The sequence below is a fragment of the Prevotella merdae genome, from assembly GCF_900290275.1.
In the GTDB taxonomy this organism is placed as follows: domain Bacteria; phylum Bacteroidota; class Bacteroidia; order Bacteroidales; family Bacteroidaceae; genus Prevotella; species Prevotella merdae.
The window spans coordinates 930,788-956,709 of the sequence record NZ_LT985324.1 but is presented as its reverse complement, the minus strand read 5'-3'; the positions used below and the strand labels follow the sequence as shown (position 1 = coordinate 956,709).

The 25,922-nt window shown below is 46.3% G+C and carries 21 protein-coding genes and 3 pseudogenes; 18 read left to right on the top strand and 6 right to left on the bottom strand.

Going from position 1 to position 25,922, the window contains the following annotated elements; genetic code table 11:
- The first annotated feature begins 470 nt into the window (after positions 1–470).
- A complete protein-coding gene (locus C9991_RS10555) occupies positions 471–842 on the top strand; it encodes an N-acetylmuramoyl-L-alanine amidase (protein ID WP_106812472.1) in 372 nt (123 codons plus the stop codon).
- Between the two features lie 54 nt (positions 843–896).
- On the opposite strand, the gene C9991_RS10550 is transcribed toward C9991_RS10555, so the two are convergent.
- Both C9991_RS10550 and C9991_RS10545 read right to left on the bottom strand, forming a co-directional pair.
- The gene (locus tag C9991_RS10550; protein ID WP_157949448.1) at positions 897–1,778 is read right to left on the bottom strand and encodes a hypothetical protein; all 882 of its coding nucleotides are present in this window, start codon (positions 1,776–1,778) and stop codon (positions 897–899) included.
- A 428-nt stretch (positions 1,779–2,206) separates the two neighbouring features.
- Positions 2,207–2,434 carry a DUF6722 family protein gene (locus tag C9991_RS10545; protein WP_232823310.1) on the bottom strand — a complete coding sequence of 76 codons (228 nt, stop codon included), beginning with the start codon at positions 2,432–2,434 and terminating at the stop codon, positions 2,207–2,209.
- Between the two features lie 382 nt (positions 2,435–2,816).
- Here C9991_RS10545 and C9991_RS10540 point away from each other — a divergent pair, with 382 nt between their 5' ends.
- From C9991_RS10540 to C9991_RS10510, 7 genes and pseudogenes are all read left to right on the top strand, one after another.
- Complete coding sequence (locus C9991_RS10540) at positions 2,817–3,587, top strand: RNA methyltransferase (RefSeq protein ID WP_106812470.1); 771 nt, start codon at positions 2,817–2,819, stop codon at positions 3,585–3,587.
- Positions 3,588–3,627: 40 nt separating this feature from the next.
- Positions 3,628–4,464, top strand: a complete 837-nt coding sequence (locus tag C9991_RS10535) for a hypothetical protein (protein WP_157949447.1) — start codon at positions 3,628–3,630, stop codon at positions 4,462–4,464.
- Between the two features lie 17 nt (positions 4,465–4,481).
- Positions 4,482–5,567 (top strand): bifunctional histidinol-phosphatase/imidazoleglycerol-phosphate dehydratase HisB, encoded by a 1,086-nt coding sequence (hisB, locus tag C9991_RS10530; RefSeq protein ID WP_106812468.1) that lies wholly within the window; start codon positions 4,482–4,484, stop codon positions 5,565–5,567.
- Between the two features lie 5 nt (positions 5,568–5,572).
- Positions 5,573–5,953, top strand: a complete 381-nt coding sequence (locus C9991_RS10525; RefSeq protein WP_106812467.1) for a 2-amino-4-hydroxy-6-hydroxymethyldihydropteridine diphosphokinase — start codon at positions 5,573–5,575, stop codon at positions 5,951–5,953.
- Between the two features lie 138 nt (positions 5,954–6,091).
- On the top strand, positions 6,092–7,501 hold the full coding sequence (locus tag C9991_RS10520) for a M64 family metallopeptidase (protein WP_106812466.1): 1,410 nt from the start codon (positions 6,092–6,094) through the stop codon (positions 7,499–7,501).
- A complete protein-coding gene (locus C9991_RS10515) occupies positions 7,502–8,062 on the top strand; it encodes a tetratricopeptide repeat protein (RefSeq protein WP_106812465.1) in 561 nt (186 codons plus the stop codon).
- Positions 8,063–8,113: 51 nt separating this feature from the next.
- Positions 8,114–9,445, top strand: a pseudogene (locus C9991_RS10510) (Clp protease N-terminal domain-containing protein); the annotation flags it as partial.
- An 839-nt stretch (positions 9,446–10,284) separates the two neighbouring features.
- Here the strand turns inward: C9991_RS10510 and pyk are convergent.
- Positions 10,285–11,736: a pyruvate kinase gene (gene pyk, locus C9991_RS10505; protein WP_106812463.1), complete on the bottom strand. Its 1,452-nt coding sequence runs from the start codon at positions 11,734–11,736 to the stop codon at positions 10,285–10,287.
- Positions 11,737–11,844: 108 nt separating this feature from the next.
- Positions 11,845–12,303: a hypothetical protein gene (locus C9991_RS10500; protein WP_106812462.1), complete on the bottom strand. Its 459-nt coding sequence runs from the start codon at positions 12,301–12,303 to the stop codon at positions 11,845–11,847.
- 259 nt (positions 12,304–12,562) lie between these two features.
- Between C9991_RS10500 and C9991_RS10495 the strand changes: the two genes are divergently transcribed.
- The 10 genes and pseudogenes from C9991_RS10495 (at position 12,563) to C9991_RS10450 (ending at position 24,247) form a co-directional block, all read left to right on the top strand.
- Positions 12,563–14,245, top strand: a complete 1,683-nt coding sequence (locus tag C9991_RS10495; protein WP_106812461.1) for a glycogen/starch synthase — start codon at positions 12,563–12,565, stop codon at positions 14,243–14,245.
- Between the two features lie 40 nt (positions 14,246–14,285).
- Positions 14,286–16,841 (top strand): alpha-glucan family phosphorylase, encoded by a 2,556-nt coding sequence (glgP, locus tag C9991_RS10490; RefSeq protein ID WP_106812460.1) that lies wholly within the window; start codon positions 14,286–14,288, stop codon positions 16,839–16,841.
- A 176-nt stretch (positions 16,842–17,017) separates the two neighbouring features.
- Positions 17,018–17,761 (top strand): 3-deoxy-manno-octulosonate cytidylyltransferase, encoded by a 744-nt coding sequence (gene kdsB / locus C9991_RS10485; RefSeq protein WP_106812459.1) that lies wholly within the window; start codon positions 17,018–17,020, stop codon positions 17,759–17,761.
- A 1,133-nt stretch (positions 17,762–18,894) separates the two neighbouring features.
- Positions 18,895–19,116: a helix-turn-helix transcriptional regulator gene (locus C9991_RS10480; protein WP_106812458.1), complete on the top strand. Its 222-nt coding sequence runs from the start codon at positions 18,895–18,897 to the stop codon at positions 19,114–19,116.
- Between the two features lie 67 nt (positions 19,117–19,183).
- Positions 19,184–20,266, top strand: coding sequence for a helix-turn-helix domain-containing protein (locus C9991_RS10475; RefSeq protein WP_106812457.1), 1,083 nt, complete (start codon positions 19,184–19,186; stop codon positions 20,264–20,266).
- A 227-nt stretch (positions 20,267–20,493) separates the two neighbouring features.
- Positions 20,494–21,594: a DUF3575 domain-containing protein gene (locus tag C9991_RS10470; RefSeq protein WP_106812456.1), complete on the top strand. Its 1,101-nt coding sequence runs from the start codon at positions 20,494–20,496 to the stop codon at positions 21,592–21,594.
- A 16-nt stretch (positions 21,595–21,610) separates the two neighbouring features.
- Positions 21,611–22,498: a FimB/Mfa2 family fimbrial subunit gene (locus tag C9991_RS10465; protein WP_106812455.1), complete on the top strand. Its 888-nt coding sequence runs from the start codon at positions 21,611–21,613 to the stop codon at positions 22,496–22,498.
- A gap of 98 nt (positions 22,499–22,596) precedes the next feature.
- Positions 22,597–22,872 (top strand): annotated as a pseudogene (locus C9991_RS10460) (fimbrillin family protein); the annotation flags it as partial.
- A gap of 4 nt (positions 22,873–22,876) precedes the next feature.
- Positions 22,877–23,200: pseudogene (locus C9991_RS10455) on the top strand (fimbrillin family protein); the annotation flags it as partial.
- 216 nt (positions 23,201–23,416) lie between these two features.
- Positions 23,417–24,247: a hypothetical protein gene (locus C9991_RS10450; protein WP_232823308.1), complete on the top strand. Its 831-nt coding sequence runs from the start codon at positions 23,417–23,419 to the stop codon at positions 24,245–24,247.
- A gap of 34 nt (positions 24,248–24,281) precedes the next feature.
- Here the strand turns inward: C9991_RS10450 and C9991_RS16735 are convergent, their stop codons facing one another.
- On the bottom strand, positions 24,282–24,425 hold the full coding sequence (locus tag C9991_RS16735) for a hypothetical protein (RefSeq protein WP_157949446.1): 144 nt from the start codon (positions 24,423–24,425) through the stop codon (positions 24,282–24,284).
- A gap of 108 nt (positions 24,426–24,533) precedes the next feature.
- Entirely contained in the window at positions 24,534–25,922 is a 1,389-nt protein-coding gene (tilS, locus tag C9991_RS10445) for a tRNA lysidine(34) synthetase TilS (protein WP_106812454.1), read from the bottom strand.

Below are 25,922 nucleotides of genomic sequence, written 5' to 3'. Positions count from 1 at the left end.
TGTGGGAACTACATACAAAAGAACTACAAGTAAAATTATGCCCATCGTTTGACGCAAGCATTCATTTCTGTGGATTCTTGCATCGCGAAGCGTAGGCCATTCTGTGGATTCGAAAAACCTTAATCCCGTAGGCTTCTGTGTGGTCTGTGCATTCTGTGGGAACTACATACAAAAGAACTACAAGTAAAATTATACGTTCATTATACGAATATCAAGATGCCAACCTCCACGATAAGCCCCAGTTTGTATCACTCCAAATATCGGAAGAACCGAAAAAAAAGACTCATAGATCATATAATGGTCTATGAGTCTTGTAAATTTAAGATAAACAACTATCCTCACAGACAATCGTTTTAGACCATCCTCACGGATGAACCCATTTTTTATCAAACTGTTATTACCATGTGAACGCCAAAGTTAATATAAAAATTTAATCTGAACAAATTTTTACTTGTTTTTTTACACAATTTATGCGAAAAATTGATTTAATAATAATCCATTGTTCCGCCACTCGCGAGGGCATGGACTTTCGGGCTGCCGACATCGACCGCTGGCATCGTCAGCAAGTTTTCAAATCTATTGGCTATCATTTCGTGGCGTATCGAGATGGCAGCGTGCATGCAGGAAGACCAATTGCCGAGGTGGGCGCACATTGCAAGGGACACAACGCCACGTCGATTGGCGTTTGCTACATCGGTGGCCTCGATGCCGACGGCAAGCGACCGAAAGACACTCGAACAGAGTATCAAAAGAAAGCTCTCAAGGCTCTGCTAACCCTATTGAAGCTTCGCTTCCCAAACGCAGAAATAAGAGGACACCGTGACTATGCAGCAAAGGATTGACCATCGTTTGACGCGACCGCAGAATACAAGGATTTGTAATCAGTCATTTTGACCTTACTTCTGCACAAACACCTTGCGCGTAGTGCCGTCGCTTAGTTTTTCTATATTGATGCCGCTCACAGGAGCAGAGACACGCTGCCCGTCGGGAGTATAGCGCTCTACGACTTTGACATTGCGCTTGCCGTCGACGCCCACGATTTCGGTCGAGCTGCCATTGGAGAGAATGAGTTGCACGCAAGCGGCATATGGAAGCTCGTTAGAGCTTAGCCGATATAGCTTATAGCCTTCGTCTTTTATCAACTCACCCCAAACCAGAAAGCCGTTGGTCAAATCATTGGTACGACCCACTGCTACATAGTTCTCATTAGTTTCATTCATAAAAAGATGTATCGGATCAAACGTATATCCGAACATTATAGCGTTGGGCTCCTCAGGAATGACATAATTCCATGTACATTCCACCTCATTGAACAAAAATGAATCAGCATTATAGTCCTTGACACCTGACCTTCCCATCAGGTTCCACCCATCATCGTCTAATTCATAGAATATTATGCTGGGTGAATTACCCAAGGTCGAACCCACCGCAAATGATATACCTACTATCTTGTAACCGGCATAGGGCTTGAGCATCTCGGGAGTGAGGCGTCCCATGACCTCGGCTGACAAGTTATTTCCGATGCCTACATCTATATAGCGAGTGTCGGCACCCTGGACAAAGAGATGTTTCTGCTTAGACAGATAGCTATCGTCGTCCATGGCCTTGCATACTGGTGCCGACTGGATACGCTGAGTCTTAAATAGCGCGGGGTCGATGTCCACTATCTCCGAATCAATCCTTTTGGGCAGCTCTTTGTGCGACTTGCAAACGGTCTGCGCACCAGCTGTCAACGATAACAATGTAATGAATACTGACGTGAGTAAATTTCTTTTCATATAGACTAACTTTTTATGTATACTTGTGCATGGTTGTAGCATGGATATACCCCCAAACACACTTTTGACGGTACAAAGGTACACAAATAATGTAAAATATCGATAGAGTAGCAGTCATTTTCAGTCATTAGTCATTTAGTCATTTTCGATTTCTGATTATATAGTAGCGGAGGTCTCTGGCCTCCGCAGCACCAAGTAGAATACAAATCATCATTAATAGTTTGTATCATTGATTGCTGCGGAGGCCGGAGACCTCCGCTACTATATAAACTTGTTACATTATAAAAATAAAACTATCATTTTGATGGCTAATATTACATCAAGTTGTTTTGTCTTAACCATCTCTTTCCTTTGTTGGTAAGGCAAAAGATTAAGAAAAGGATGCATGGCACCCCAAAAAATAGAAATGCTAAATATACCCCCATAGTCTATTTCTCCTTATTATTTGTTTTATTATTATTTTTACTCTGAATATTTTCCTTCTTATTGGTTAATATCAAACCGACAATCAGACAAAGTACTGACAATATTAACCCCACAATATATATAAGGATTTTGTTGTCAAAGTCCTTAAACATAGATGCGATAACGACACCTGTCAGTATGTATTTTGACACATCTAAAAAATATGCCCCAAGTTTTTCTACCCACACCATAGTTTTATCTATTTTATGTGCAGACAAAAATAAAGAAAACATTTGATATCTACAAGTTTTTTTTATTTCTTTAGCAAAAAATGTGTTTGATATATCCAGTAGTCTTGAACCATGGCATAGCTCATTACTATGGCGAAACAGAACTTGGTGTAAGTAGACACCAAAAGCGTGATTTTATTGTATTTTTAATTCTTATCCCTACCTGTTTTGTGGATTAACAAAAATACTGTATCTTTGCACTATCCCTTAGAAATGGGGACTGGAAATCATTCTTTAAGGTCAAGGTACAAGAAGGCTTTAAGTACAAGGACTGAAGGCTTTAAGTACAAGGACAAGGAAGCTTTAAGCACAAGGAACAAGAAGAAAAAAACTGTAGATTTTTATGATAAGCAAGAACAAGATTAAATACATTCACTCGCTCAACCTGAAGAAGAACCGCGACGCCCAGGACGTTTTTGTGGCCGAGGGCTCGAAGATTGTGGGCGACATTCTGGCGCGTGGCAACTCGAAAGTGGAGTTGCTGGTGGCGCAACCGGAATGGCTGGAACAGAACGCGGAGCTGCTGAGGGACGTGAGATGCGAGATTGTGGAGGTATCGTACGACGAGCTGGCTAAGGTCAGCTTCCTGTGTCATCCGCAGCAGGTGATGGCCGTGTTCAAGAAGTTTGACGGCAGTATGGACGCCAGCTGCCTGGACAAGAAGCTTACGCTTGTGCTTGACGGCGTGCAAGATCCGGGCAACCTGGGCACCATCATACGCATAGCCGACTGGTTTGGCATAGAGGATATTGTGTGCAGCATGGACACGGTGGACGTGTACAACCCGAAGGTGGTGCAGGCCACGATGGGAAGCATAGCCCGCGTGAGGGTGGAATATAGGGAGCTGGAGAGCTTCTTCGACTCGCTGCCCGCAACGGTTCCCGTGTACGGCACCTTGCTTGAGGGCGAGAACATCTATAAAGTACCCCACTCTGCCAACGGCATTATCGTGATGGGAAACGAGGGCAAGGGAATATCGCAACCTATACGCAAGAGGATTAGCAAGGCTCTGCGCATTCCTAACTATCCCGAGAATAGAGAGACGGCCGACAGCCTGAACGTGGCTGTGGCTACGGCTATTATTTGCTCGGAATTCAGACGACCATTCAATTAATACTAAAATGATAAACGATATTTTTAAAAACAGGAGTTGTTTGGGATGCCTTAGCGCTTCCCTGGGTGTTTACAGCACCAATTTCGCTAAGATATTGCGTAGTACGTGGATTTGGGTGCTTGCGTTGTCTGTAGTATTGGGATTGGCAACCTTCGTGTCGCCCTTGGCTGTACTGGGGGCTAATAGCGTGGGCCAGTTTGCCGGCACGATAGCTGCGGGCTGTCTGGTGGCCGTAGCGAGTGTGGTGTTAGACTCGGTTGTCAAGTCGAACGTGGTAGTAATGCTAAACGACGAGAAGCGTGGCGTGGCATTCAAGAAGATGCTCAAGGTAGACGTGTTCTCGATAGTGCTGTTTGCCGTATGCCTGATGGTGTTTGCAGGCTCCACCTATCTGCTGATGTCGATTGAGAGCGTGAGGACTCTGCCCGCCTCCACCTTCACGGTAATGTTGCTGGCCGTTTATCTGTGCCTGTTTATGCTGCTCGCGCTATTGGCGTCGCCATACATCTATTCGGTATCAAAGTACATATTTAATAAGGATACCAAATTCAAGAATCTCGTGGGTAGCGATTACGCCAAGGGCTACAAGAAACTGGGCTTCGTGTTCTCGATATTGCTGCTGCTGATACTTGTGGGTGCCATGGTATGCGCCTTCTTGTGCCTTCCGGGCATAGTAACCAACGCGGCCTCGAACATCGACACGATGGGCGTGATGCAAGGCGACGAGTCGGGCATTCCTGCTTATTTCGGATGGCTCAACTTCCTTGCCACAACCATTTCCACCTTCATCATGCAATACGTGTATCTGTGGGGCGTGTTCGTGTTTGTGTACGCCTACGGCAACGTGGAGGCAAGCGTGAGCAACCCTAAAGAATAACTTTAAAATAAACTAATATGGAAGAAACAAAACAGCAGAGACTTTTGTTTATAGACCGTGATGGCACAATTGTGGAAGAACCCTACGACGAGCAGGTAGACTCGTTTGAGAAACTGAAATTTGTTAAGGACGTGATTAAGAACCTCACGTTTATACAGCAACATACCGACTTTAAGCTGGTGATGGTAAGCAATCAGGACGGTCTGGGTACAGACGCCTTCCCGGAGTCGGACTTCTATCCCATACACAACTTTATTATGCAGACTCTGGAGGGCGAGGGCATCGTGTTTAGCGCCCAGCATATAGACCGACATTTCCCAGAGGACAACTCGCCCATGCGCAAGCCGGGTACGGGAATGCTGAAAGAATACATGGACAACCCGATGTATGATATTGCGGGATCGTACGTGATAGGCGACAGAGAGACCGACGCGCAACTGGCTGCCAACCTGGGCTGCAAGGCTCTGATATTGGGCAAGAACGGAATGACGTGGAACAAGATTTCGGAACTGTTGTTTGCGGGCGAGCGTAGGGCAAAGATTAGTCGCATGACCAAGGAGACCGACATTGCCATAGAGATAAACATGGACGGCACGGGAAAATGCAAGATTGACACCGGACTGGGTTTCTTCGACCATATGCTTGAGCAGATTGGCCGACACGGAATGATGGACCTGGACATCTCTTGCAAGGGCGACCTGAACGTGGACGAGCATCATACTATAGAGGATACGGCCATCGTGCTGGGACAATGTATTGACAAGTGTCTGGGCTCGAAACGAGGCATTGAGCGCTACGGATATTGCTTGCCTATGGACGACTGCCTGTGCCAGGTGGCGCTGGACTTTGGTGGACGCGCTTGGCTAAACTGGGATGTGGAATTCCATCGCGAGAAGATTGGCGATGTGCCTACCGAGATGTTCATGCACTTCTTCAAGAGCTTGAGCGACGCGGCACACATGAACCTCGACATCTCGGCTCGCGGAACCAACGAGCACCACAAGATTGAGGGCATATTCAAGGCGCTGGCAAGGGCTTTGAAGATGGCTGTAAAGCGCGACGTTATGCACTTTGAGATTCCTACAACCAAAGGCACTCTGTAAGGGTTATGCATGATATTCTTATTGCTATAGGCACGAATGTTATTGCCGACAGAATCCGGTTTGTAGAGGAATGTCTTGAGCAAAGATTCGAGAACGTAAGGTTCACGCATATCATACCCACAGAGCCAATAGGCGAGCGGTTTAAGGGCAAGCAATTCTTTAATGCCGTGATGGCGGGCAATACCAACTTGGCTATGAGCGAGGTTGAGGAGCAGCTGAAGCTTATTGAACAATTGGCGGGTAACACTCTGGACAAGCGCAATATGGGCGTGGTGGAGGCCGATATCGACTTGCTGATGTACGACGACGTGAAACTGCATGAGAAGGATTGGCAAAGATCTTACATCAAGGAATTGGTGGAGAGGATAAAGGAGATGAAGAGTTAAAGGAGGAGTTAAGGAGTTAAGAAGTTAAAGGAGTTAAGCCGAATGCTTTTTCTTAGAAGTTAAGAAGTTAAGGAGTTAAGCCGAATGCTTTTTTTCTTAGGAGTTAAGGCAGAGGCTAACGGGTAAAAAATAAAAAATATGAAGAAGAATATATTATCGCTATTCATGATGTTGGCGTCGGGCCTGGGCGCAAATGCCGCGGCTGACGTAGACTTTGAGCAGAATTTTTGTGATTCCACTCTGCGTATAGATTACACATTTCTGGGCAACGCTACCACGCAAAGCATAGCCGTAGACAAGCTGAACATGATGCCAAGATGGTACGGCAAGCATGCGCATCTGGACGAGCTGCCGGTGGAGGGCAACGGACAGATTACGGTTCGCAAGCATGGAACGTCAGAGGTTATTTACCGCAACTCGTTCTCTACGCTCTTCCAGGAATGGCAGTCGTACGACGAGGCAAAGAACAACGTGAAATCGTTTGAGAACGTGTTTCTGGTGCCCATGCCGCGCGATACGGTGGACATAACCGTAGACCTGCGCAACAACCGACACGAGGTGGTGGGATCGCTAACACATACCGTGGCACCAAAGGACGTGCTGATAAGGCACATCGGATTTGGCAACACCACGCCATACGTAACTCTGCAGCAGGCTAAGGATACAACCAAATGCATCCACATAGCTTATGTGGCCGAGGGCTACCAGCCAGGCGAGATGGCAACATTTGTGGAGGACGCCAAGATTGCCACAGAGGCCCTGTTCGAGCACGAGCCATTCAGCTCCATGCGCGACAGATTTAATATCGTGGCTGTAGAGTCGCCATCGGTAGACAGCGGAACAAGTGAGCCGTCGAAGGGCGTGTGGAGAAATACGGTTCTGGGAAGCCATTTCGACACATTCTATTCCAACCGCTACCTCACAACGCTCAACCTTAAATCGTTGCACGATGTGCTGGCTGGCGTGCCCTACGAGCACATCATCGTGCTTGTAAACACAAGCGAGTATGGCGGAGGCGGAATACTCAACTCGTACAACCTCTCGATGACCCACCATCCGCAATATCGCCAGGTGGTTGTGCACGAGTTTGGCCACAGCTTTGCTGGTCTGGCCGACGAGTACGCCTACGAGGCCGAGCAGATACCGATGTATCCGCACGACGTGGAGCCTTGGGAGAAGAACATCACAACCCTTGTAGACTTCCATAACAAGTGGGAGAACCTGATTGAGCCAGGAACTCCAGTTCCTACGCCTATGCCAGGGGATAAAAGTGAAAAGGGAAAAGTGAAAAGTGAAAAATCTAAGGCGAATGGAAAAAGGGAAAAGGGAAAAGGGAAAAGTGAAAAATCTAAGGCGAAGGCTAAAAGTGGAAAGAGAAAAGGGGAAAGTGAAAAATCTGAGGTTGGCGCCTACGAAGGAGCTGGCTACAGCCTAAAGGGCGTTTATCGTCCCTACCCCGACTGCCGTATGCGCAGCAATCAGCACAAGGACTTTTGTCCGGCTTGCCAGAAGGCCCTGCGCGACCTGATAAACTTCTACACAGAGTAAATGCCAAGGCTTATTCTTACGATAATAATGATGATGTGTCTCATGACGCCAAGCTTTGCAGATATTCGCAAAGACGCCTCGAGCCAGTTGCTGACAAGGGCGATAGAATATTTTCAGAGCGGCAAATATCATGAGGCACTTCTTCTGTTTCAGAGGCTGGACAACAAGTACAAGCTTAATGCGCGCTTTCAAGGCTACATAGGCGTGTGCTATTTCTACGATGGCGATTACAAAAAGTCTGTGGCCGTATTGGGCAAGATTTCGCCCAACCTGCAGCTGTTTGCCCCTCAAGAAAGGGCCGTTTACCTGTATTGCATGGCCGAGAGCAACTTCAGACTGGGGCATTATCGCAAGGCGCTACCCTTGTTTGAGAGCCACATACTGTTGTGCCACAACAACGAGAAGGGCGACTCCCTAATGCGCATTGGCCTTTGTTATCTGGCCCTGGACAAGACCAACATAGCCGACGAATACCTTAACGAGGCGACATTATACTACAGAAAGTTTAATGATGCCACGAAATTGGAGCAAATGGCACATTATTTGCAAGACTTAAAATAAAAACGTCTGGTTAGACAGGCGTACTTAGAAGTTAAAGCCAATATATATATAATGACGAATCAATTTTCAACTAAAGTTTCCACAATCCTTGCATTCAGCAGAGAGGAGGCGTTGCGCATGTCGTGCACACACGTAATGCCGGAACACCTATTGTTAGGTATGTTGAGAGACAGACAGAATCCTCTCCTTGATTTGCTGTTACGCTCGGATATTGACGCAAATGACATAAAGACAGAGCTCGAGAATAGTGTAAACAACAACAAGGAGGCCGAGGGCGAAGGCTCAATAGCCACACCTGCACTTGACGAGAAAGCAAGCAATATCCTGAAGCTGTCGATACTTGAGGCGCGTCTGCAACACTCGCAGATGGTAAACGTGGAGCACGTGATACTGGCCATTCTGCACGACCAGACAATAAACGGAGCCAAGCAGGTGCTGGAGAGCAAGGGATTGAACTATAACACAGCTATGAAACATCTTATGCAAACAACATCGAAACCGCAAAACGGAATAGGCATTTCGGAGGAGGAAGACGAAAATATAATATCGGGCAACAACACCCAGGGCAACAAGAAGAGTTCGGGCACAAAGACTACTGTGGCCGACCGAGGAGGCAAGACGCCTGTGCTCGACAAATTTGCCACCGACCTGACCGGGGCGGCTGCCGAGGGCAAGCTGGACCCCGTTGTGGGCAGAGAGAAGGAGATAAAGCGCGTGACCGAGATCTTGTGCCGACGCAAGAAGAACAACCCTATTCTTATTGGCGAGCCGGGTGTGGGCAAGAGTGCCATTGTTGAGGGACTGGCGCAGCTTATCGCCCAACGCCACACCTCGCCCCTACTCTTCAACAAGCGCATACTTCGTCTGGACATGACGTCTATCGTGGCCGGCACAAAGTATCGCGGACAGTTTGAGGAGCGCATTGAGGCCTTGCTGCGCGAGCTTGAGGAGAATCCGGACATTATCGTGTTTATAGACGAGATTCACACCATTATTGGTGCCGGCAGCACGCCAGGCTCTATGGACGCGGCCAACATAATGAAACCGGCTCTGGCACGCGGACTTATACAATGCATCGGAGCCACAACTCTTGACGAGTATCGCAACTCTATAGAGAAGGACGGAGCCCTGGAGCGCAGATTCCAGCGCGTTATGGTGGAGCCTTCTACGGCCGAGGAGACGCTCGAGATTTTGCACAACATCAAGGAACGCTACGAGGACCATCATCACGTGCATTATACCGAAGAGGCCCTTAAGGCTTGTGTGGATCTGACGGCAAGATACATAACCGAGCGCCAATTCCCCGACAAGGCAATCGACGCCCTCGACGAGGTGGGATCGTGCGTGCATCTGCAACATGCCGAATTGCCGCCAGCCATAGTGGNATCGAACCTGGTGACAGTCTGGTTGTGGACAAGAAGGACGATGAGGAGAAACTGGGGATAGAGAAGCTAAGTGAAAAGTGAAAAGTGAGAAGTGAAAAATCCAATAGTTAAGTGAAGCTTAGGAATCACGGTTCGGAGATTATTTCGTGTTCCTAATTGATTATTGTTAACATTATCTTTAGGTACAAAGAATTAAGGTTCATCAGAGAAATGGAGTGATAGAAGTGTAAATTGCAGTTTATCAGGGAGAGGCTCTTGTACTTGTATCTCCTTTGCTTGTAGTTCCCACAGAATACACAGACCACACAGAAGCCTACGGGCTTAAACTTTTGGAATCCACAGAGCGTATAGACACTGCGCGTCATACGACAGAAGGCACAGAATTGATTGTTTGTGTAGCGTCGCCGAGGTTAAGCATGGTTCGCTGCCTATAGCAGCGCAAGCATTCATTTCTGTGGATTCTTGCATCGCGAAGCGTAGGCCATTCTGTGAATTCGAAAAACCTTAATCCCGTAGGCTTCTGTGTAGTCTGTGCATTCTGTGGGAACTACATACAAAAGAACTACAAGTAAAATTATACGTCCATTATATGAATATCAAGATGCCAACCTCCACGATAACCCCCAGTTTGTATCACTCCAAATATCGGAAGAACCTTTTTGTTGAGACATAAGAACAAGCGAACATAGTTATAGCGAACACGAATTATCATAAATTATCCATGAATTAATCCACAAATTAATCATTATAATTTAAAGATAAAAAAGAATCGGACCTCCATTTACGTCCTGTTGGATGTGAATGAAGGTCCGATTTGTTTTTGTATGTTATAAAGAATTATTCGCTCTTTTGCGGCAAGTGGAACTCGTACGACTTGTCGAATACCTGGCTCACCTTGTTAATCTCAAGGAACGTTGTGCCAGTAGGATTGCCCAAACCGAAGCTTCCGCTAAGGTAAGCAATCTTGTCGTCGAGCGTGATGTAGCCCTTTTGGCGAAGCATGCGCAAGGCAGCCGTAAACATGTATTCGGCCGTAGCCTGCTCCTTCTGATGGATAGGAATAACGCCATAGCTGAGGTTGAGCCAACGTTGAGTCTTCTCCTTGTAGCAGATGGCCAGAACCGGATTAGGACCACGGAAGGCAGCCAAGTGGCGAACAGTCTCGCCCGTAAGCGAGTCGGTAATAATGCCAGCCACACCCAATCGGCGTGTAGAGTCGATAGCCGAATGAGCCAGGAACTCGCGCTGGGTGCAATTGTCGCTAAGCGGAACCTCCCACTCGCCCATCGCATTACGGTCTTTCTCGGCCTGCTCGGCAATGGCAGCCATAGTCTTAACGGCCTCAAGCGGATACTTGCCACTTGCAGTCTCGCCCGAAAGCATCAAGGCATCCGTGTACGAGTAGATGGCGTTGGCAATATCGGTAACCTCGGCACGTGTAGGACGCGGATTCTTAATCATGGTGTGCAACATCTGAGTAGCCACAATCACAGGCTTCTTCTTCATCACACACTTGCGTATAATCTGGCGCTGGATGCCCGGAATGCGCTCGATAGGCACCTCGATGCCCAGGTCGCCACGCGCAATCATAATGCCGTACGAAGCGTCGATAATCTCGTCGATATTGTCGACACCCTCCTGATTCTCAATCTTCGAGATAATCTTGATGTCGCTATTGTGCTCGTCAAGAATCTTCTGAATAGCCAGCACGTCGTCGGCCGAACGCACAAACGAGTGGGCTATAAAGTCAATATCCTCGTCTATGGCAAGCAGAATGTTTTGATGGTCCTTCTCGGTAATAGCCGGCAAGGCAATATGCTCGCCTGGCACATTTACGCTCTTGTGGGCGCCAAGCACGCCATCGTTTTGCACTTGAGCCACAAGCATAGGTCCAACATTCTCGACAACAAGCATGTCGAGCTCGCCGTCATCAAACAGAACATGGTCGCCAACCTTAACATCCTTGGCAAAGTCTACGTACGAAACGTTGACAATATCGTGTGTGGTAATCATTTCGGGACGGCCGAAAATTTTAACCATCTCGCCAGTCTTATATTCTATAGGAGTCTCGACGTCGGTTGTGCGCACCTCAGGACCTTTAGTGTCAATCATAAGGGCTATGTGTGGAGATACAGTACGTACGTTACGCACAATTGTGCGTATTCCGTCTGGTGTGGCATGTGCTGTATTCATACGCACTACGTTCATGCCTGCAAAGAAGAGCTTGCGGATAAAATCGACATCACAACGGCGGTCACTAATGGATGCAACAATCTTTGTCTGTTTCATTGTAAAAAAATATATATTATGTGTTTTTTCTAATTATCTGCAAAGATAATCAAAAATGGGCACATAATTATCTACTAAATATAAAAATATTATTAAAGATGTAATTAATTACCACATGTCAGCCACACGCTCGTGCGGAACGAGAGTTATTTCGGTTGGAATCTTTACCCATTTACGGCTAACCACGATTTTCAGTCGGCTGCCACCAGTCTGTCGCAAGGTGTAGGTATTCTGCTTAGGGTCGTAGGTAAGCGTGGCTGTAAGGTCCTCCGATCCATAATCGTTTATTATGTCGAGCTTGGCCTTGTTGGTTCCGTCGAGCTTGGCCGATGTAATGAGCCACTTGCGCGAATCGCGGCTTGCCCCAAAATATCCCGGCACGTTGCCGAAAATGTCCTGACCAGGCACTTTAATATCGTTGTCGTACAGGTTGATGTCAAGATAAACCATATACTCCTTATTATATATATAGGTATGGAATGGCTTGGCGGCTGCAGACTTGGCGTCTTGGGCAAAAGCCACAATCGAAATGGCAACGCAGATGATTGCAAAAAAAAATCTTCTCATATAATACTAATATTTAATGGTTATTTATTTATTTTCTTGCATATTGTCGATAGAAAAACGTGTATTTTGCTTATTTTTCTGCAAATGTAACGAATTTACATCAAGAATAGACACTAAAACTGAAAAAATGATAGAGAATAATCGTTTTTTATCATTTAAAATACTATATTTGCAACGATTAGACAAAGAAAAACCGCTGGAGTTAAGGCTTCAGGCGTGTTTATGAATAAATCTATGCAATTGATTATTTAACTTCTTTATGAAAAAAGATAGACTATTTCCAGACTACATTTTTGAGTCGAGTTGGGAAGTTTGCAACAAGGTTGGTGGCATTTATGCCGTACTATCTACAAGAGCGAAGACCCTTAAGGAGAAGCTTGGCGACAACCTTGTATTTATAGGTCCCGATTGCTGGGGCGAAAATGAATGTCCTTATATCGAAGAAGATACTAAACTGCTGCAGGCTTGGAAAAAGCAAGCAGCTACAGAAGGCCTTAACGTTAAGGTGGGCCGTTGGACCATTCCGGGCAAACCCGTAGCTATTTTGGTAGACTTCAAGCCTTTCTTCGAGAAGAAGAACGAGATTTATGCTGACATGTGGAACAAGTATAATGTAGACAGCCTTCACGCTTACGGCGACTACGATGAGGCTTCGATGTTCTCGTATGCAGCAGCCCTTGTTGTGGAAAGCTACTACAACTACTTTATAAGCAAGAAGAAACGTGCCAACAAGACCGTTTATCACGCCAACGAGTGGATGACCGGACTTGGGGCTCTATATATAAACGACCGCTTGCCGCAGATTGCTACAATATTCACAACCCATGCCACAAGCATAGGCAGAAGTATTGCCGGCAACAACAAGCCTCTGTACGAATATCTCGAGGCTTATAATGGCGACCAGATGGCCGACGAGCTGAACATGCAGAGCAAGCAGTCTATTGAGAAGCAGACTGCCGCACATGTAGACTGCTTTACAACCGTTAGCGAGATTACGGCACGCGAGTGTGCCGAGCTGCTGGACAAACCAGTAGACGTGGTTCTGCCTAACGGATTCGAGGACGACTTTGTGCCACAAGGCAAGGAGTTTGACCATAAGCGCCAGGTTGCACGCAAGCGCTTGCTCGACATAACACGTGCCTTGACTGGCGACGAGGTGAGCGACGATGCTGTAATTATATCGACAAGTGGACGCTACGAGTGGCGTAACAAGGGCATCGACGTATTTATCGAGGCTGTAAACCGCTTGCGCCTTTCTGCCAACGAGCTCGATAAGGAGGTTGTTGCATTTATCGAGGTTCCGGCTTGGGTAAACTGCAAGCGTGACGACCTTGCCGAGCGTCTGCAGAAGATGGCTCAGGGCGAGAAGTTTGACACGCCTCTCGATACTCCAGTAATAACACATTGGCTCAACGAGCAGCAGAACGACCGTGCTCTGGGCATGATGAGCTGGCTGGGAATGCGCAACCAGAAGGGCGAGAAGGTGAAGATTGTATTCATACCTTGCTATCTTACTGGCGACGACGGCATAGTGAACCTATCCTACTTCGATGTAATCCTGGGCAACGACCTTTGTGTCTATCCTTCCTACTATGAGCCTTGGGGATACACCCCGCTTGAGGCTGTAGCATTCAAGGTGCCTTGCATCACAACCGACCTTGCTGGTTTTGGCTTGTGGGCAAACTCGGAATGTGGAGGCAAGTCGACAATAGACAATGGCGTAGAGGTGGTACATCGTACCGACTACAACTACAACGAGGTGGCCGACGACATCAAGCAGACCGTAATCAAGTATGCCAACGCCACAAAGAACAAGCAGACACGCATGCGCAACAACGCACGCGCCCTCTCGCAGAAGGCTCTGTGGACCCACTTCATCGAGTATTACTACAACGCTTACGACTTTGCTTTGCGCAAGGCCGAAGCAAGAAAAGAGAAATAAATATAAAACGACAATATCAAATTATTAAATACAAGAATCTATGAAAATTAAAGCAGATTACACTAACGCTCCCCAGTGGAAGGAAGTTACAGTAAAGTCAACCCTTCCTGCAGAGCTTAAATGTCTTGACGAGATCGCTCACAACATGTGGTGGGCATGGAACTATGAGGCCCGCGACATGTGGAAGAGCCTCGACAAAGACCTCTATGAGGAGGTGGGCCATAACCCAGTTATGCTTCTCGACCGCTTGAGCTACGAGCGCAAGGAGGCTATCGTTAAGGATAAGGCTATAATGGAGCGCGTTAAGGCTGTATACAAGAAGTTCCGCGAGTACATGGACGTTGCTCCTGACGCAAACCGTCCTTCGGTAGCTTACTTCTGTATGGAGTATGGTATCAACCAGGTGGTTAAGATCTACTCAGGTGGTCTTGGTATGCTTGCTGGCGACTACATGAAGGAGGCTTCTGACTCTAACGTAAACATGTGTGGTGTAGGTTTCCTCTATCGCTATGGTTACTTCAAGCAGACTCTGTCAATGGACGGTCAGCAGATTGCCCAGTATGACGCACAGAACTTCAACTCTCTCCCAGTAGAGCGCGTTCTCGACGAGAACGGCCAGCCATTGGTAGTTGACGTTCCTTACATGAACTATCAAGTTCACGCTTATGTATGGGTAATGAACGTAGGTCGTATCAAGCTCTACTTGCTCGATACCGACAATGAGATGAACTCTGAGTTCGACCGCCCAATCACACACGCCCTCTATGGTGGCGACAACGAGAACCGCTTGAAGCAGGAGATTCTCCTTGGTATCGGTGGTATACTCACACTTAAGAAGCTCGGCATCAAGAAGGACATCTACCATTGCAACGAGGGTCATGCAGCTCTCTGCAACCTCCAGCGTCTTATCGACTATATCCATGAGGGAATGTCGTTCAACGAGGCTCTTGAGCTCGTTCGCGCTTCTTCACTTTATACAGTTCACACACCAGTACCTGCTGGTCACGACTACTTCGACGAGTCGCTCTTCGGCAAGTACATGGGCGGTTATCCTCAGATGCTCGGCATCTCTTGGGACGAGTTCATCGGTATGGGCCGTACTAATCCTGACGACCACTCAGAGCGCTTCTGCATGTCAACCTTCGCTTGCAACACTTGCCAGGAGGTTAACGGCGTAAGTAAGCTTCACGGTTGGGTAAGCCAGCGCATGTTTGCTCCTATCTGGAAGGGCTACTATCCTGAGGAGAGCCACGTAGGCTACGTAACCAATGGTGTTCACTTCCCAACATGGACAGCTACAGAGTGGCGCAAGGTTTACGCCAAGTATTTCGACAAGAACTACATCTATGATCAGAGCAACGAAAGCCTCTGGCACGCTATCTATAATGTACCCGATGCAGAAATCTGGGAGACACGTATGGCTCTTAAGAAGAAGCTCGTTGACTATATTCGCGAGAAGTTTGCCGCTACATGGCTTAAGAACCAGGGCGATCCTTCACGTGTAGTTGCCCTTCTCGAGAGCATTACTCCTAACGCTCTCTACATTGGCTTCTGCCGTCGTTTCGCTACTTACAAGCGTGCTCACTTGCTCTTTACCGACTTGGAGCGTCTTTCTAAGATCGTTAACAACCCAGAGCGTCCAGTTAAGTTCATCTTCTCTGGTAAGGCTCACCCAGCTGATGGTGCTGGTCAGGGCTTGATCAAGCGCATCTTCGAGATAAGCCAGCGTCCTGAGTTCCTCGGCAAGATCATCTTCCTCGAGGACTACGATATGGAGCTTGCACGTCGCCTTGTTTCAGGTGTTGATATCTGGATGAATACTCCTACACGTCCTCTCGAGGCTTCGGGTACATCAGGCGAGAAGGCAGAGATGAATGGTGTTGTAAACCTCTCTGTACTCGACGGCTGGTGGGTTGAGGGTTACCGCGAGGGTGCTGGTTGGGCTCTTAAGCAGGAGCGCACATACCAGAACCAGGGTTACCAGGATCAGCTTGACGCAGCAACAATCTACTATCTCCTCGAGAACGAGATTTTGCCACTCTTCTACAACCGTAACGAGCAGGGCTATAGCGAGGGTTGGATCAAGACTATCAAGAGCTCTATCGCAACTATCGCTCCTCACTATACAATGAAGCGTCAGCTTGACGACTACTATGACAAGTTCTACATCAAGCAGGCTGCCAACTTCAAGAAGCTTGCTGCCAACAACAACCGCCTAGCCAAGGAGCTTGCTGCTTGGAAGGAGACTGTTGCTCAGCGTTGGGACTCTATCCGCGTGGTTAGCAAGGACGACTCTATGCTCTATAGTGCCGAGACTGGCAAGAAGTACACTCTGCGCTACGTTATCGACGAGCAGGGCCTGAACGACGCAATCGGTCTGGAGCTTGTATCAATCAAGACTGGCAAGGACGGCGAGGAGCACATCTTCTCTAAGCGTGATTTTGAGGTTGTGGCTCACGAGGGCAACAACTACACATTCGAGGCTACATTCGAGCCAGACGTTGCAGGTTCATTCAAGAGCTGCGTTCGTATGTACCCGAAGAACGAGAACCTCGTTTATCGTGAGGACTTCTGCTACGTTAAGTGGCTTGACTAATACTTGCGGGTCTATTTGACAATTGAAAGTTTATCTGACTAATATCGTCATTAAATAATCAATCTTAATTAAATCCCGGAGCGATTCCTTCAGGTTTTGCTTCGGGATTTTTTGCAATAAATAAACAGAATAATCCGACCAATTATTTGGCCTAAACAAAGAAAACTTCTTCCATTATGAAATTCATTGGCATTATTCCAGCCCGTTACGCTTCTTCGCGCTTTCCGGGCAAACCTCTTGCCGTACTTGGAGGCAAATACGTAATACAACGTGTTTACGAAACCGTTAGCCAAGTGCTTGGCGAGGCTTATGTGGCTACCGACGACGAGCGCATCTATAATGCCGTCATCGGGTTTGGCGGCAAGGCCGTAATGACTCGTACTGACCATAAGAGTGGTACCGACCGTATTGAGGAGGCAGTAGAGAAACTTGGTACAGATGCCGACGTTATTGTGAACGTTCAAGGTGATGAGCCTTTTATCCAGCGCTCGCAGATTGAGACTGTGTGCCGTTGTTTCGACGATGCCGATACTCAGATTGCCACTATCGGCAAGCCTTTCGAGGATATGGAGGCTGTTGAGAATCCCAATTCTCCCAAGATTGTTCTCGACAACCGTGGCTACGCCATGTATTTCTCGCGCTCGGTTATCCCCTTTGTGCGTGGCGTGGAGCGTGAGCAATGGCTCAAGAACTATCCTTTCCTAAAGCATCTCGGCCTGTATGCTTATCGCAAGGAGGTGCTTGGCGAGGTAACCAAGCTTCCACAATCGTCGCTCGAGAAGGCCGAGAGTCTTGAACAGCTGCGTTGGTTGCAGAATGGTTATAAGATAAAGGTAGGAATAACCGACTTTGAGACTGTAGGCATAGATACTCCCGAGGATTTGGAGAGAGCCGAGCAGTTCTTGAAGGAAATGAAATAAAACAATAAGAGGTACGGTCTCCGAACCGTACCACGCAAGCTACATTAGTTTATTTATTTTGGATACTTTAATGTACATGTATCATTATATCCAAACTGCTTGAGTGGTACGGTTCGGAGACCGTACCTCCTATTTGTACATCCCAGTATCGTTTTTAGTATCAGCTAACTGGTACTGGAGTTTATATTATATGGTACTGGAGTTTATATTATATTAAACTGCGGTTTATATTATATTAAACTGGGTTTTATATTATGTTAAATTGGGTTTTACATATAACAGAAAGTACGTATTTTTTATAAGAGATTGAGAATGAGATAAGTTTTTATCTCATAAAAAGAAGAGGTTACGAATTATAAATAAACAGAATGTAGCATCCTGCTGTGATTTGCATAACCATCCAAAGAACTCTTTCGTTTGTAAAGGTACGATATTTAATCGGGGATAAAGAATGTTTTAAGATTTTTTATCCCCGATTTTTTGCTTGGCTTACTAATTATTTGGAGTCTATTCTTTCAAATATTTTGTGGCAACCTATGACATCTGCACAATCCGTAAAGAATACCAAGCGGTATCCCTCCAGCAAATGGTTATCAAGTAGGAAAGCTACAAGTCTGGCAAAAGCATTTTTCATGCCAATAGCGGTAATCGTATATTGCTGATTTCCAGCTTGTATATGAATTACTGTATTTTCAATGAACTTTCTCTTTTTTATGTAATTGGCATCACGTTTTTCTTCTTGAAATCTTGCTGATTGCTCGTAACGTACTGATAATCAACACCGATTGGAGTGATAAAATGACAAAAGAAACAAATTAGGAAAAACATAATTGAGAAACCCCAAAATGAAAGAATGAGAAAACAAAAATTAACATGGAAAACAACGAAATTTTTCCTATTTTGGTATTCATAAATCAACTCCAAAAATTATAAGTAGGCACATCTGTTTTCCTTTTAACAGAATATAGTGATATGATATAGAGGGAAAGAGTCACTGTAAATCATGCAAAAACCAACGGAATTTCTAATTAGACAAATTATTTTCCGCTTTTTATAATGATTTTCGGATTTAACAAACGATATTTGGAGAAGAATGAGTATCTTTGCAACCGAAAACAATAATAATATACGCAATGGCTGAGAAAAATCTTAATCGTATAAAAGTTATGCTTGCAGAAAAGGGGAAAACGAACAAATGGCTTGCAGAGAAACTTGGCAGAGACCAAGCAACCATTTCCAAATGGTGTACCAATGCTTGTCAACCACCTTTAGAAGCATTAATACAGATAGCTCAATGTCTGGAAGTTGATATAAAAGAACTCATTAGGGTTCCTGAACATAATCCTTATAAATAATTGTAATGAAAAAAATACAATGGAACCATCTATATACAGTTTTTCACTTTGTACCGCACTGCCGTTGATGTTATTCTTCGGCTTTTATTTTTTGTTTGCAAAGACTCCTGAAAAGAAAATTTTCACGAATTATCTCCGCTCCCGACAGATTATGGGTATAGCTATGTTGCTGCTTTCAGCAAACTATTCGGTACATTTCTTCTTTGGTATCCGATTCAAAAATGCGGATTCTGCCATATTGATGAACATGTCCACATACTTTCTGTGCTATTCTCTGTTCAGTTCGGCATTGATAATGTTGCTTGATCGTTTTTACATTACCAAACGGCGTGTGTGGACACATATCATTTTATGGATTATATTTTCAACTCTTTCCGGAGTTGTGTTGTTCCTGTTGCCAAGTGGAATCATGCAAAAATTCTCTTTATTTGCTTTAGCTGCCTGGTTAGTCGTTTTTGGAGTCGTTTTAGCTCGCACAGTCATAATTGCATATCGTAGAGCCATTCAGATTTTCAATGAAACTCAGGCGGATGATATAGGCGCATATATCGAATGGCTTTCCATATTCACTTATTGGGCACTTATCTTCGGTGTCGGATGCGGATTGCTGACATTTCTGCCAGACGAATATGTTTTTATCTGGATTTTGTCGTCAATACCGTTCTACAGCTATCTTTTCTACAGCTATCAGAACTACCTGCTGTTCTATGAACAGGTAGAAAATGCGTTTGAGCAGGATATACAATCTGAAGAAGAACTTCTGACAAATTCGGAAACTGAACATGAAATAGTTTCTGAGAAAGAAGTTCCTAGGTCCTATACAGAATTTATAGAGAGGGTTGACAACTGGATAAAGACAGACGGCTATATCCAGCAGGGACTTACCATAAAAGAACTGTCCGAAATACTTTATACGAATCGTACCTATCTTTCCGCTTATATCAAGACTACGTATAAAATGACATTCCGCGAATGGATAACCAGTCTCCGGTTGGAGTATGCGAAAAACATACTGAAGGAGCATCCAGAAATCAATATACAGAAGCTGGCTGAGTCTTCTGGTTTTCTTTCCCAAAGTAACTTTATCAAATTATTTTCCGAGAAAGAAGGATGTACGCCTGCCAAATGGAAAAAATCAAATCGGGAATAATTTGTGTAGTAAAAAAACATCGGAAAAGGTCACAGAAACCCATTTCCCAAAAGTGCTCAAACGACAAAAAAGTGCTAATTCGACAATTCAAAAAGTGCTAATTCGACAAAAAGATGCTCAAACGACATTATTTATAAAATTTTATAGCAAAAGTTTTTCTAATCTTTTGGGCATAGAATGACATTTATTATCTTTGGAGAGGACAAAGATAATAAATGCAAGTTTATATGAGCAGAAAAATCACTTTTCTTACCTCGTTTCTGTGGCTGATGACGGTAACTTTTCCCGTCATTGCGCAGCAGAAAACAGACACGACCTACACCTTCCGCTTCGTTTCGCAGAAGGACATGTTCTACGTTCCTTGGAATGGCAATGACACTGAACTTGCCCGCCTGTTGGAATGTATCGAAAACAGTAAAGCAACAATTTTTAACGGCAAGTTGCCGCTACTGGTTGACGGCTACTGCAATTCGCTGGGCGGTGAAGCCGAGAACCTTGCAACGGCGAAGATCCGTGCCAATCGAGTAAAATCAGAACTGATTACACGCGCGAAAATCAAGGAAGAAAACTTCATTACCCACAATCATGCGACAGAGGGTGATTTTGTAATCGTGCGCCTAACGGTACCCGCAAAGGAAACAGCCGCGATGGATGCGGAAGCGGAAGCACGACGCAAGGCGGAAGCCGAACGCTTAGAAACCGAGAAGCGTGCCGAGCAGGAACGGCTTGCCGAAGAGCAGCGCAAGGCGGAAGAAGCCCGACTTGCCGCTGAAAAGGCAGAAGCCGAGAAAACCGCTCAACAAAATACACTTGCCGACACGCCGTCGGAAACTAAAATCACAACTGATTATCATCTCTCCCTGCGTGCCAACCTGCTGCGCTGGGCTACCTTGACACCAGATTTAGGACTTGAATGGCGCATCTGCCCATCGTGGGGCATTGCCGTAAACGGCTCGTGGACTTCTTGGAGCTGGAGCGACAAAGACCGCCGCTATGCACTCTGGGAAGTGGCTCCGGAAATACGTTATTACATGGGTGAGAAGAAAGCCTGGTATCTGGGGGCGATGTTCAAGGCCGGACAGTTCAACTACAAGATCTCCGAAACAGGCAAGCAGGGCGACCTGATGGGTGGCGGCATCACCACTGGCTATCAGCTACGGCTGAACAAGGCACTGACTCTTGATTTCAACCTCGGCATGGGCTACCTGAATGCCGATTTCGAAAAATATGAAGTCATCGATGGTGTGCGCGTGCGCTGTGGCAACGAGACAAAAAATTGGTGTGGCCCCATCAACGCCGGTGTGACATTGGTATGGAAGTTATTCTAATACGGAGGAATAGAGTATGAAAGCAAGACAATATATATATATGATGGGAATGGCAGCCGCCGTGCTGCTCTCTTCCTGCGTGAAGGACACGCTTTATGACACGCCGCATCCCGACTATGGGAAAATTGCGGTGACAGCCGACTGGTCGGCCCGAGGTGAGGGTATCAACATACCTGCCACGTGGACGGTCACCATGGGCGACTATACGGGTACGGAGACTTCCGCCACCCATGCCCCCGACCATCTGTTTGCTCCAGGCAGCTACGCCCTTGCGGTGTGGAACCCAGCTGAAGGAATCACGGTAAATGGTACCACCGCCACCATTGCCGCAGCCACGGGAAACCGGGCAGGCACGGATGCCTTTGTGAACAATGCCCCTGGATGGTTCTTCACCTATACGAAACAGGTGAGCATCGAGAAAGACAAGGACTATCCGCTGACCGCCGCAATGAAGCAGCAGGTACGCGAACTGACGCTTGTCGTCAAACCGACGGGTGATGCCGCCGGACGCATCACGGAGATTGTTGCCCATCTGACGGGTGCAGCCAGAACACTCGATTTCGCTACCGATACCTACGGAGCCGCTTCAAACATCGTGCTGCCCTTCACCAAGATAACCGAAGGTGACGATGCCGGCAAGTGGAAAGCCACGGTACGGCTGCTGGGTGTGACCGGCACGGAACAACTGCTGATGGGTGAAATCCGCTATGCTGACGGCAACCCGACCCCCACCACGCTGAAAAGCGACCTCACAGAAGCTCTCAAGGAGTTCAACACAAGAAAGGGCAAATCGCTGACCCTCGGCGGAACGCTGGTTGAGACACCCGAAGGCATGGAAGTGGACGAAGCCGAAATCAACGGCTGGGAAGAAGTGAAAGGTGATGATGTAAATGCCGATTTGTAAATAATTAGCAAACCGAACACAGAAGCAAAGCTTGCATTGATTTTGCTGAGGTGCAGCAATTATTGAAATGGAATTTAACTAATAAAATGACAGATATAATGAAGACAAGATTTTTTGCACTTGCAGCGCTCGCCCTCGCACTTGTAGCCTGCAACAACGACAACGAGAACCTGAACGGTGACCCCGTGGCCGCCCAGTTTACCGCCAACATCGCCCCCGCCACCCGCGCCAGCGGAACCACCTGGACTGCCGGCGACCGTATCGGCATCACCGACATCGGCAACGATTCCCAGTACGGCAACGTGCCTTTCATCCTGAAAAACGGGAAATTTGAGGCAGAAGGAAAGGTTATCTATATCGAAGATGCAAAGACCNGGTCTGGTGGGAATGAACGCAGGAAGCAGCCTCCTTGCCTGCTATGCCACGGGCAACGTAACCAGTACGGGTAGTAGCACTGGCTATGTACATATCGGCGGTTTTTTGGGAAATAACTACACCACCGTGATGACCGCCTGCTATTGGAAGAACAATCATGAACAAGGTATCGGCTACAATAAGAAAAGCACCGAAGCCACGAAGGTGGACGGCTCTGTCGTTACCTGGCAGAAAGCCGTTGATGCCATGAACACCGCCTTGCAGAACGCAGGTTCAAAGTGGCGTTACGAACTTAACGGAACATTGCCTACCTTGAAGAAGCAGTAAACCGTTGCGGGCGGAACATTTCCGTCCGCAACGAACATAAACCGAAGTATAACCCCAATAAAAAAGGAGGACGTGATGGAACACACGGAGAATCCACCAATGAGAGTGGTTGTGTCTGCAAATTTTTGTCAGGCACAAACTAAATTCGTACATTCAATTGATACTAAATTGGATGATTCTTAGAGTAGTATTAATCAATAATTAAAAGTAAAAACTATGAACGAACAGAATTTGCCCAAGAATACTAAAAAAGAAGTAAAGGAAACTGCTGTTCCTGTGGTTTCAAATGACCCTCAAGAAGTTAATAATGATTCTCCTCCTAAGTTAAAGGAGGATACCGGCTCCAAAGGAAAGACAAATTCCAATGAAGCCTCCAAATCCGACATCGGCAACGATTCCCAATCCAGCATACAGGACAATGGTGGAGCAAGCCTTGCGAGTGAGCCATTCATCGACTTGCTATACAATCAGATAGAAAGCGTAATCGGAGGTGAAAATCCGAATCAGTTTCTTTGTCTGACCCTGCCAGGGCAAGCACTCACAGCCAAGGACTTTGCCTACGACTACAAAAACAATGCGGAAAAAGGGCCGATGGTGGAAGCCAACGAATCGCGTTTAGCCAACAAACTCTTCGATCCCTGTCGCGTTACAGGCGGTGATAACGGCATGACATTGCCATATCAGTACCGTTCGGCTCTGGATACATTAACTCCTAAGTTGAACGAAAAAATCGCAAAAGCGAAAAATCAACTGCGCGAGCTGCTGCTGACCCCATATCCTTATGATTTTGGTGACGAAAATACGAAAAGCTATACGCTTCAGGAGGTATTTTATCGCCTATATGATGACTATGTGGCTGCAGAAAGAGCATGGTCTGAAAAACAAAACAAGAAAAAAGAAGCTTTAAGAAAAATTTATCCTGATACTTCAGAGGAAAACAAGGCACTGTTTCACAAGGGGAGGGTACTGCTTCATAATAGCGAAACAAAAATAGCGTACAGGGTACAACGACAAAAATCGTTCCCTCTGTACGCTATTATATTATAAAGGTGTTGGAACCTTATTAAAAAGATGAAAGATTCTAACTTGCACCTCTTGGCATCGTTCCGTTCATCACAATAATCATCGGATACTCGTGTTTTACTTGTTCTGCTTGGCAATCCTTGCGGTTCATAACCTTACTGATAAACCATTGTCTGAACAACAAAGCTTGGTATGTATCCATTTGAAGTGCTATGGCGATAATTGGGTTTTACAATATACTGAACTGCGGTTTACATTATATTCGAGCTTATATGTATTCAGAATTTAAATATGAACACATACCGCAAATTTAATCATGCGATTCAACCAAAATCATGCGTATAGCCTTCTTTGTGTCCTTCGTTATACGGAATCGGTTGTCGGCACGTTCCTTCACCAGCCAGCATATTCTGCCTTCTGCATCCTCAACTACAAGTTGTGCACGTTTCTGGAAGAGGTTCTTCTTGCGGTCGGTTAGATAATCGCTAACCAGTTTCATTCCATTCATGCCAAACGGCACAAAGCGGTCGCCTTGTTCAATTGTGCGAAGCTTAAGCGGGAATTTTATTTGCTCGGCATCAAGGCACACGCAATCGGGTTGTCGGCTTGGCTTGCTGTCTGCCCCCCACTCTTCCTCAACAACCTTAAGCTTAATGTTCTCGTTATAAACATACGTGCCAGTCTCTGGAATGCGCATACTACGTGGCGTGGCATTCTGCTTCTTCTGTACAATTATTTGTCCGCGGTCGAAAGTAAGTTCGTGCGAGTCTGACTCAAATACCTTGCCCGTAGCACAACGCTCAAGCGAGGCGAATATCTGCTCGACAAGTGAAGACGAGAAACCGCAAGGATTAAGCGCCTCGTAAAGGGTGTATTCGGGCGATGCCTGCTGCTGTAGTTTAGCTACATCCATACTGAAACCGCCATCCTTGTCAGACGTGCAAACCACCTCGGACAGACTCTTCTGAATAGCCTGGTCAAACACTTTCAAAGCTTCTGCCACCCTTAACGAGGATTCGAATATAGACTGTGGCGCACTCGGATTAAGTTCCTTAAGCAAAGGTATTACGTCGAGTCGTATCTTGTTGCGTTTCACGTCGTTATGCAGATTGGTTGAATCGGTTACATAACCTTGTTCAAGCGCTTCCAAATAGCCCAGAATGTCCTTCCTGCTTACCGAGAGCAAGGGTCGGATGATGTTTCCGTTGCGAGGCTGAATGCCACGTAGTCCGCGCAATCCCGTGCCACGCACAAGGTTCAGCAGAACCGTCTCCACACTATCGTCGCGATGATGAGCCACACAAATATCGCGAGCCTCAATATCGCGTCTAAGATTCTCGAAATAAGCATATCTCAAGTCGCGTGCAGCCATCTCCACACTAACGTGATGAAGTTCGGCATAAGCCAATGTGTCGAAATGAATAAGATGAAAAGGCACGTCAAGACGTTGGCAAAGATCCTTGCAAAAACTCTCGTCGCGCATCGATTCCTCTCCACGCAGATGAAAGTTGCAATGGGCCGCGTCGATAGTCAGGTTCAGGTCGTGGGCAATAGTCTTCATCACCAACAACATGGCCACACTATCCGCTCCTCCCGATAGAGCCACAATATACTTGCCCCCTTTAACAAACAAATCGTGGACGGAGGCGAAGCGTCGCACCCAGTCCACGAATTTCTCTATAGTTTCTTTATTATTCAT

Bases quoted from the DNA above. Each gene is read 5' to 3' on its own strand.
- C9991_RS10555 (WP_106812472.1), top strand. From the start codon at position 471: ATGCGAAAAATTGATTTAATAATAATCCATTGTTCCGCCACTCGCGAG.
- C9991_RS10550 (WP_157949448.1), bottom strand. From the start codon at position 1,778: ATGAAAAGAAATTTACTCACGTCAGTATTCATTACATTGTTATCGTTG.
- C9991_RS10545 (WP_232823310.1), bottom strand. From the start codon at position 2,434: ATGGTGTGGGTAGAAAAACTTGGGGCATATTTTTTAGATGTGTCAAAA.
- C9991_RS10540 (WP_106812470.1), top strand. From the start codon at position 2,817: ATGATAAGCAAGAACAAGATTAAATACATTCACTCGCTCAACCTGAAG.
- hisB (WP_106812468.1), top strand. From the start codon at position 4,482: ATGGAAGAAACAAAACAGCAGAGACTTTTGTTTATAGACCGTGATGGC.
- C9991_RS10525 (WP_106812467.1), top strand. From the start codon at position 5,573: ATGCATGATATTCTTATTGCTATAGGCACGAATGTTATTGCCGACAGA.
- C9991_RS10520 (WP_106812466.1), top strand. From the start codon at position 6,092: ATGAAGAAGAATATATTATCGCTATTCATGATGTTGGCGTCGGGCCTG.
- C9991_RS10515 (WP_106812465.1), top strand. From the start codon at position 7,502: ATGCCAAGGCTTATTCTTACGATAATAATGATGATGTGTCTCATGACG.
- pyk (WP_106812463.1), bottom strand. From the start codon at position 11,736: ATGAAACAGACAAAGATTGTTGCATCCATTAGTGACCGCCGTTGTGAT.
- C9991_RS10500 (WP_106812462.1), bottom strand. From the start codon at position 12,303: ATGAGAAGATTTTTTTTTGCAATCATCTGCGTTGCCATTTCGATTGTG.
- C9991_RS10495 (WP_106812461.1), top strand. From the start codon at position 12,563: ATGAAAAAAGATAGACTATTTCCAGACTACATTTTTGAGTCGAGTTGG.
- glgP (WP_106812460.1), top strand. From the start codon at position 14,286: ATGAAAATTAAAGCAGATTACACTAACGCTCCCCAGTGGAAGGAAGTT.
- kdsB (WP_106812459.1), top strand. From the start codon at position 17,018: ATGAAATTCATTGGCATTATTCCAGCCCGTTACGCTTCTTCGCGCTTT.
- C9991_RS10480 (WP_106812458.1), top strand. From the start codon at position 18,895: ATGGCTGAGAAAAATCTTAATCGTATAAAAGTTATGCTTGCAGAAAAG.
- C9991_RS10475 (WP_106812457.1), top strand. From the start codon at position 19,184: ATGTTATTCTTCGGCTTTTATTTTTTGTTTGCAAAGACTCCTGAAAAG.
- C9991_RS10470 (WP_106812456.1), top strand. From the start codon at position 20,494: ATGAGCAGAAAAATCACTTTTCTTACCTCGTTTCTGTGGCTGATGACG.
- C9991_RS10465 (WP_106812455.1), top strand. From the start codon at position 21,611: ATGAAAGCAAGACAATATATATATATGATGGGAATGGCAGCCGCCGTG.
- C9991_RS10450 (WP_232823308.1), top strand. From the start codon at position 23,417: ATGAACGAACAGAATTTGCCCAAGAATACTAAAAAAGAAGTAAAGGAA.
- C9991_RS16735 (WP_157949446.1), bottom strand. From the start codon at position 24,425: ATGGATACATACCAAGCTTTGTTGTTCAGACAATGGTTTATCAGTAAG.
- tilS (WP_106812454.1), bottom strand. From the start codon at position 25,922: ATGAATAATAAAGAAACTATAGAGAAATTCGTGGACTGGGTGCGACGC.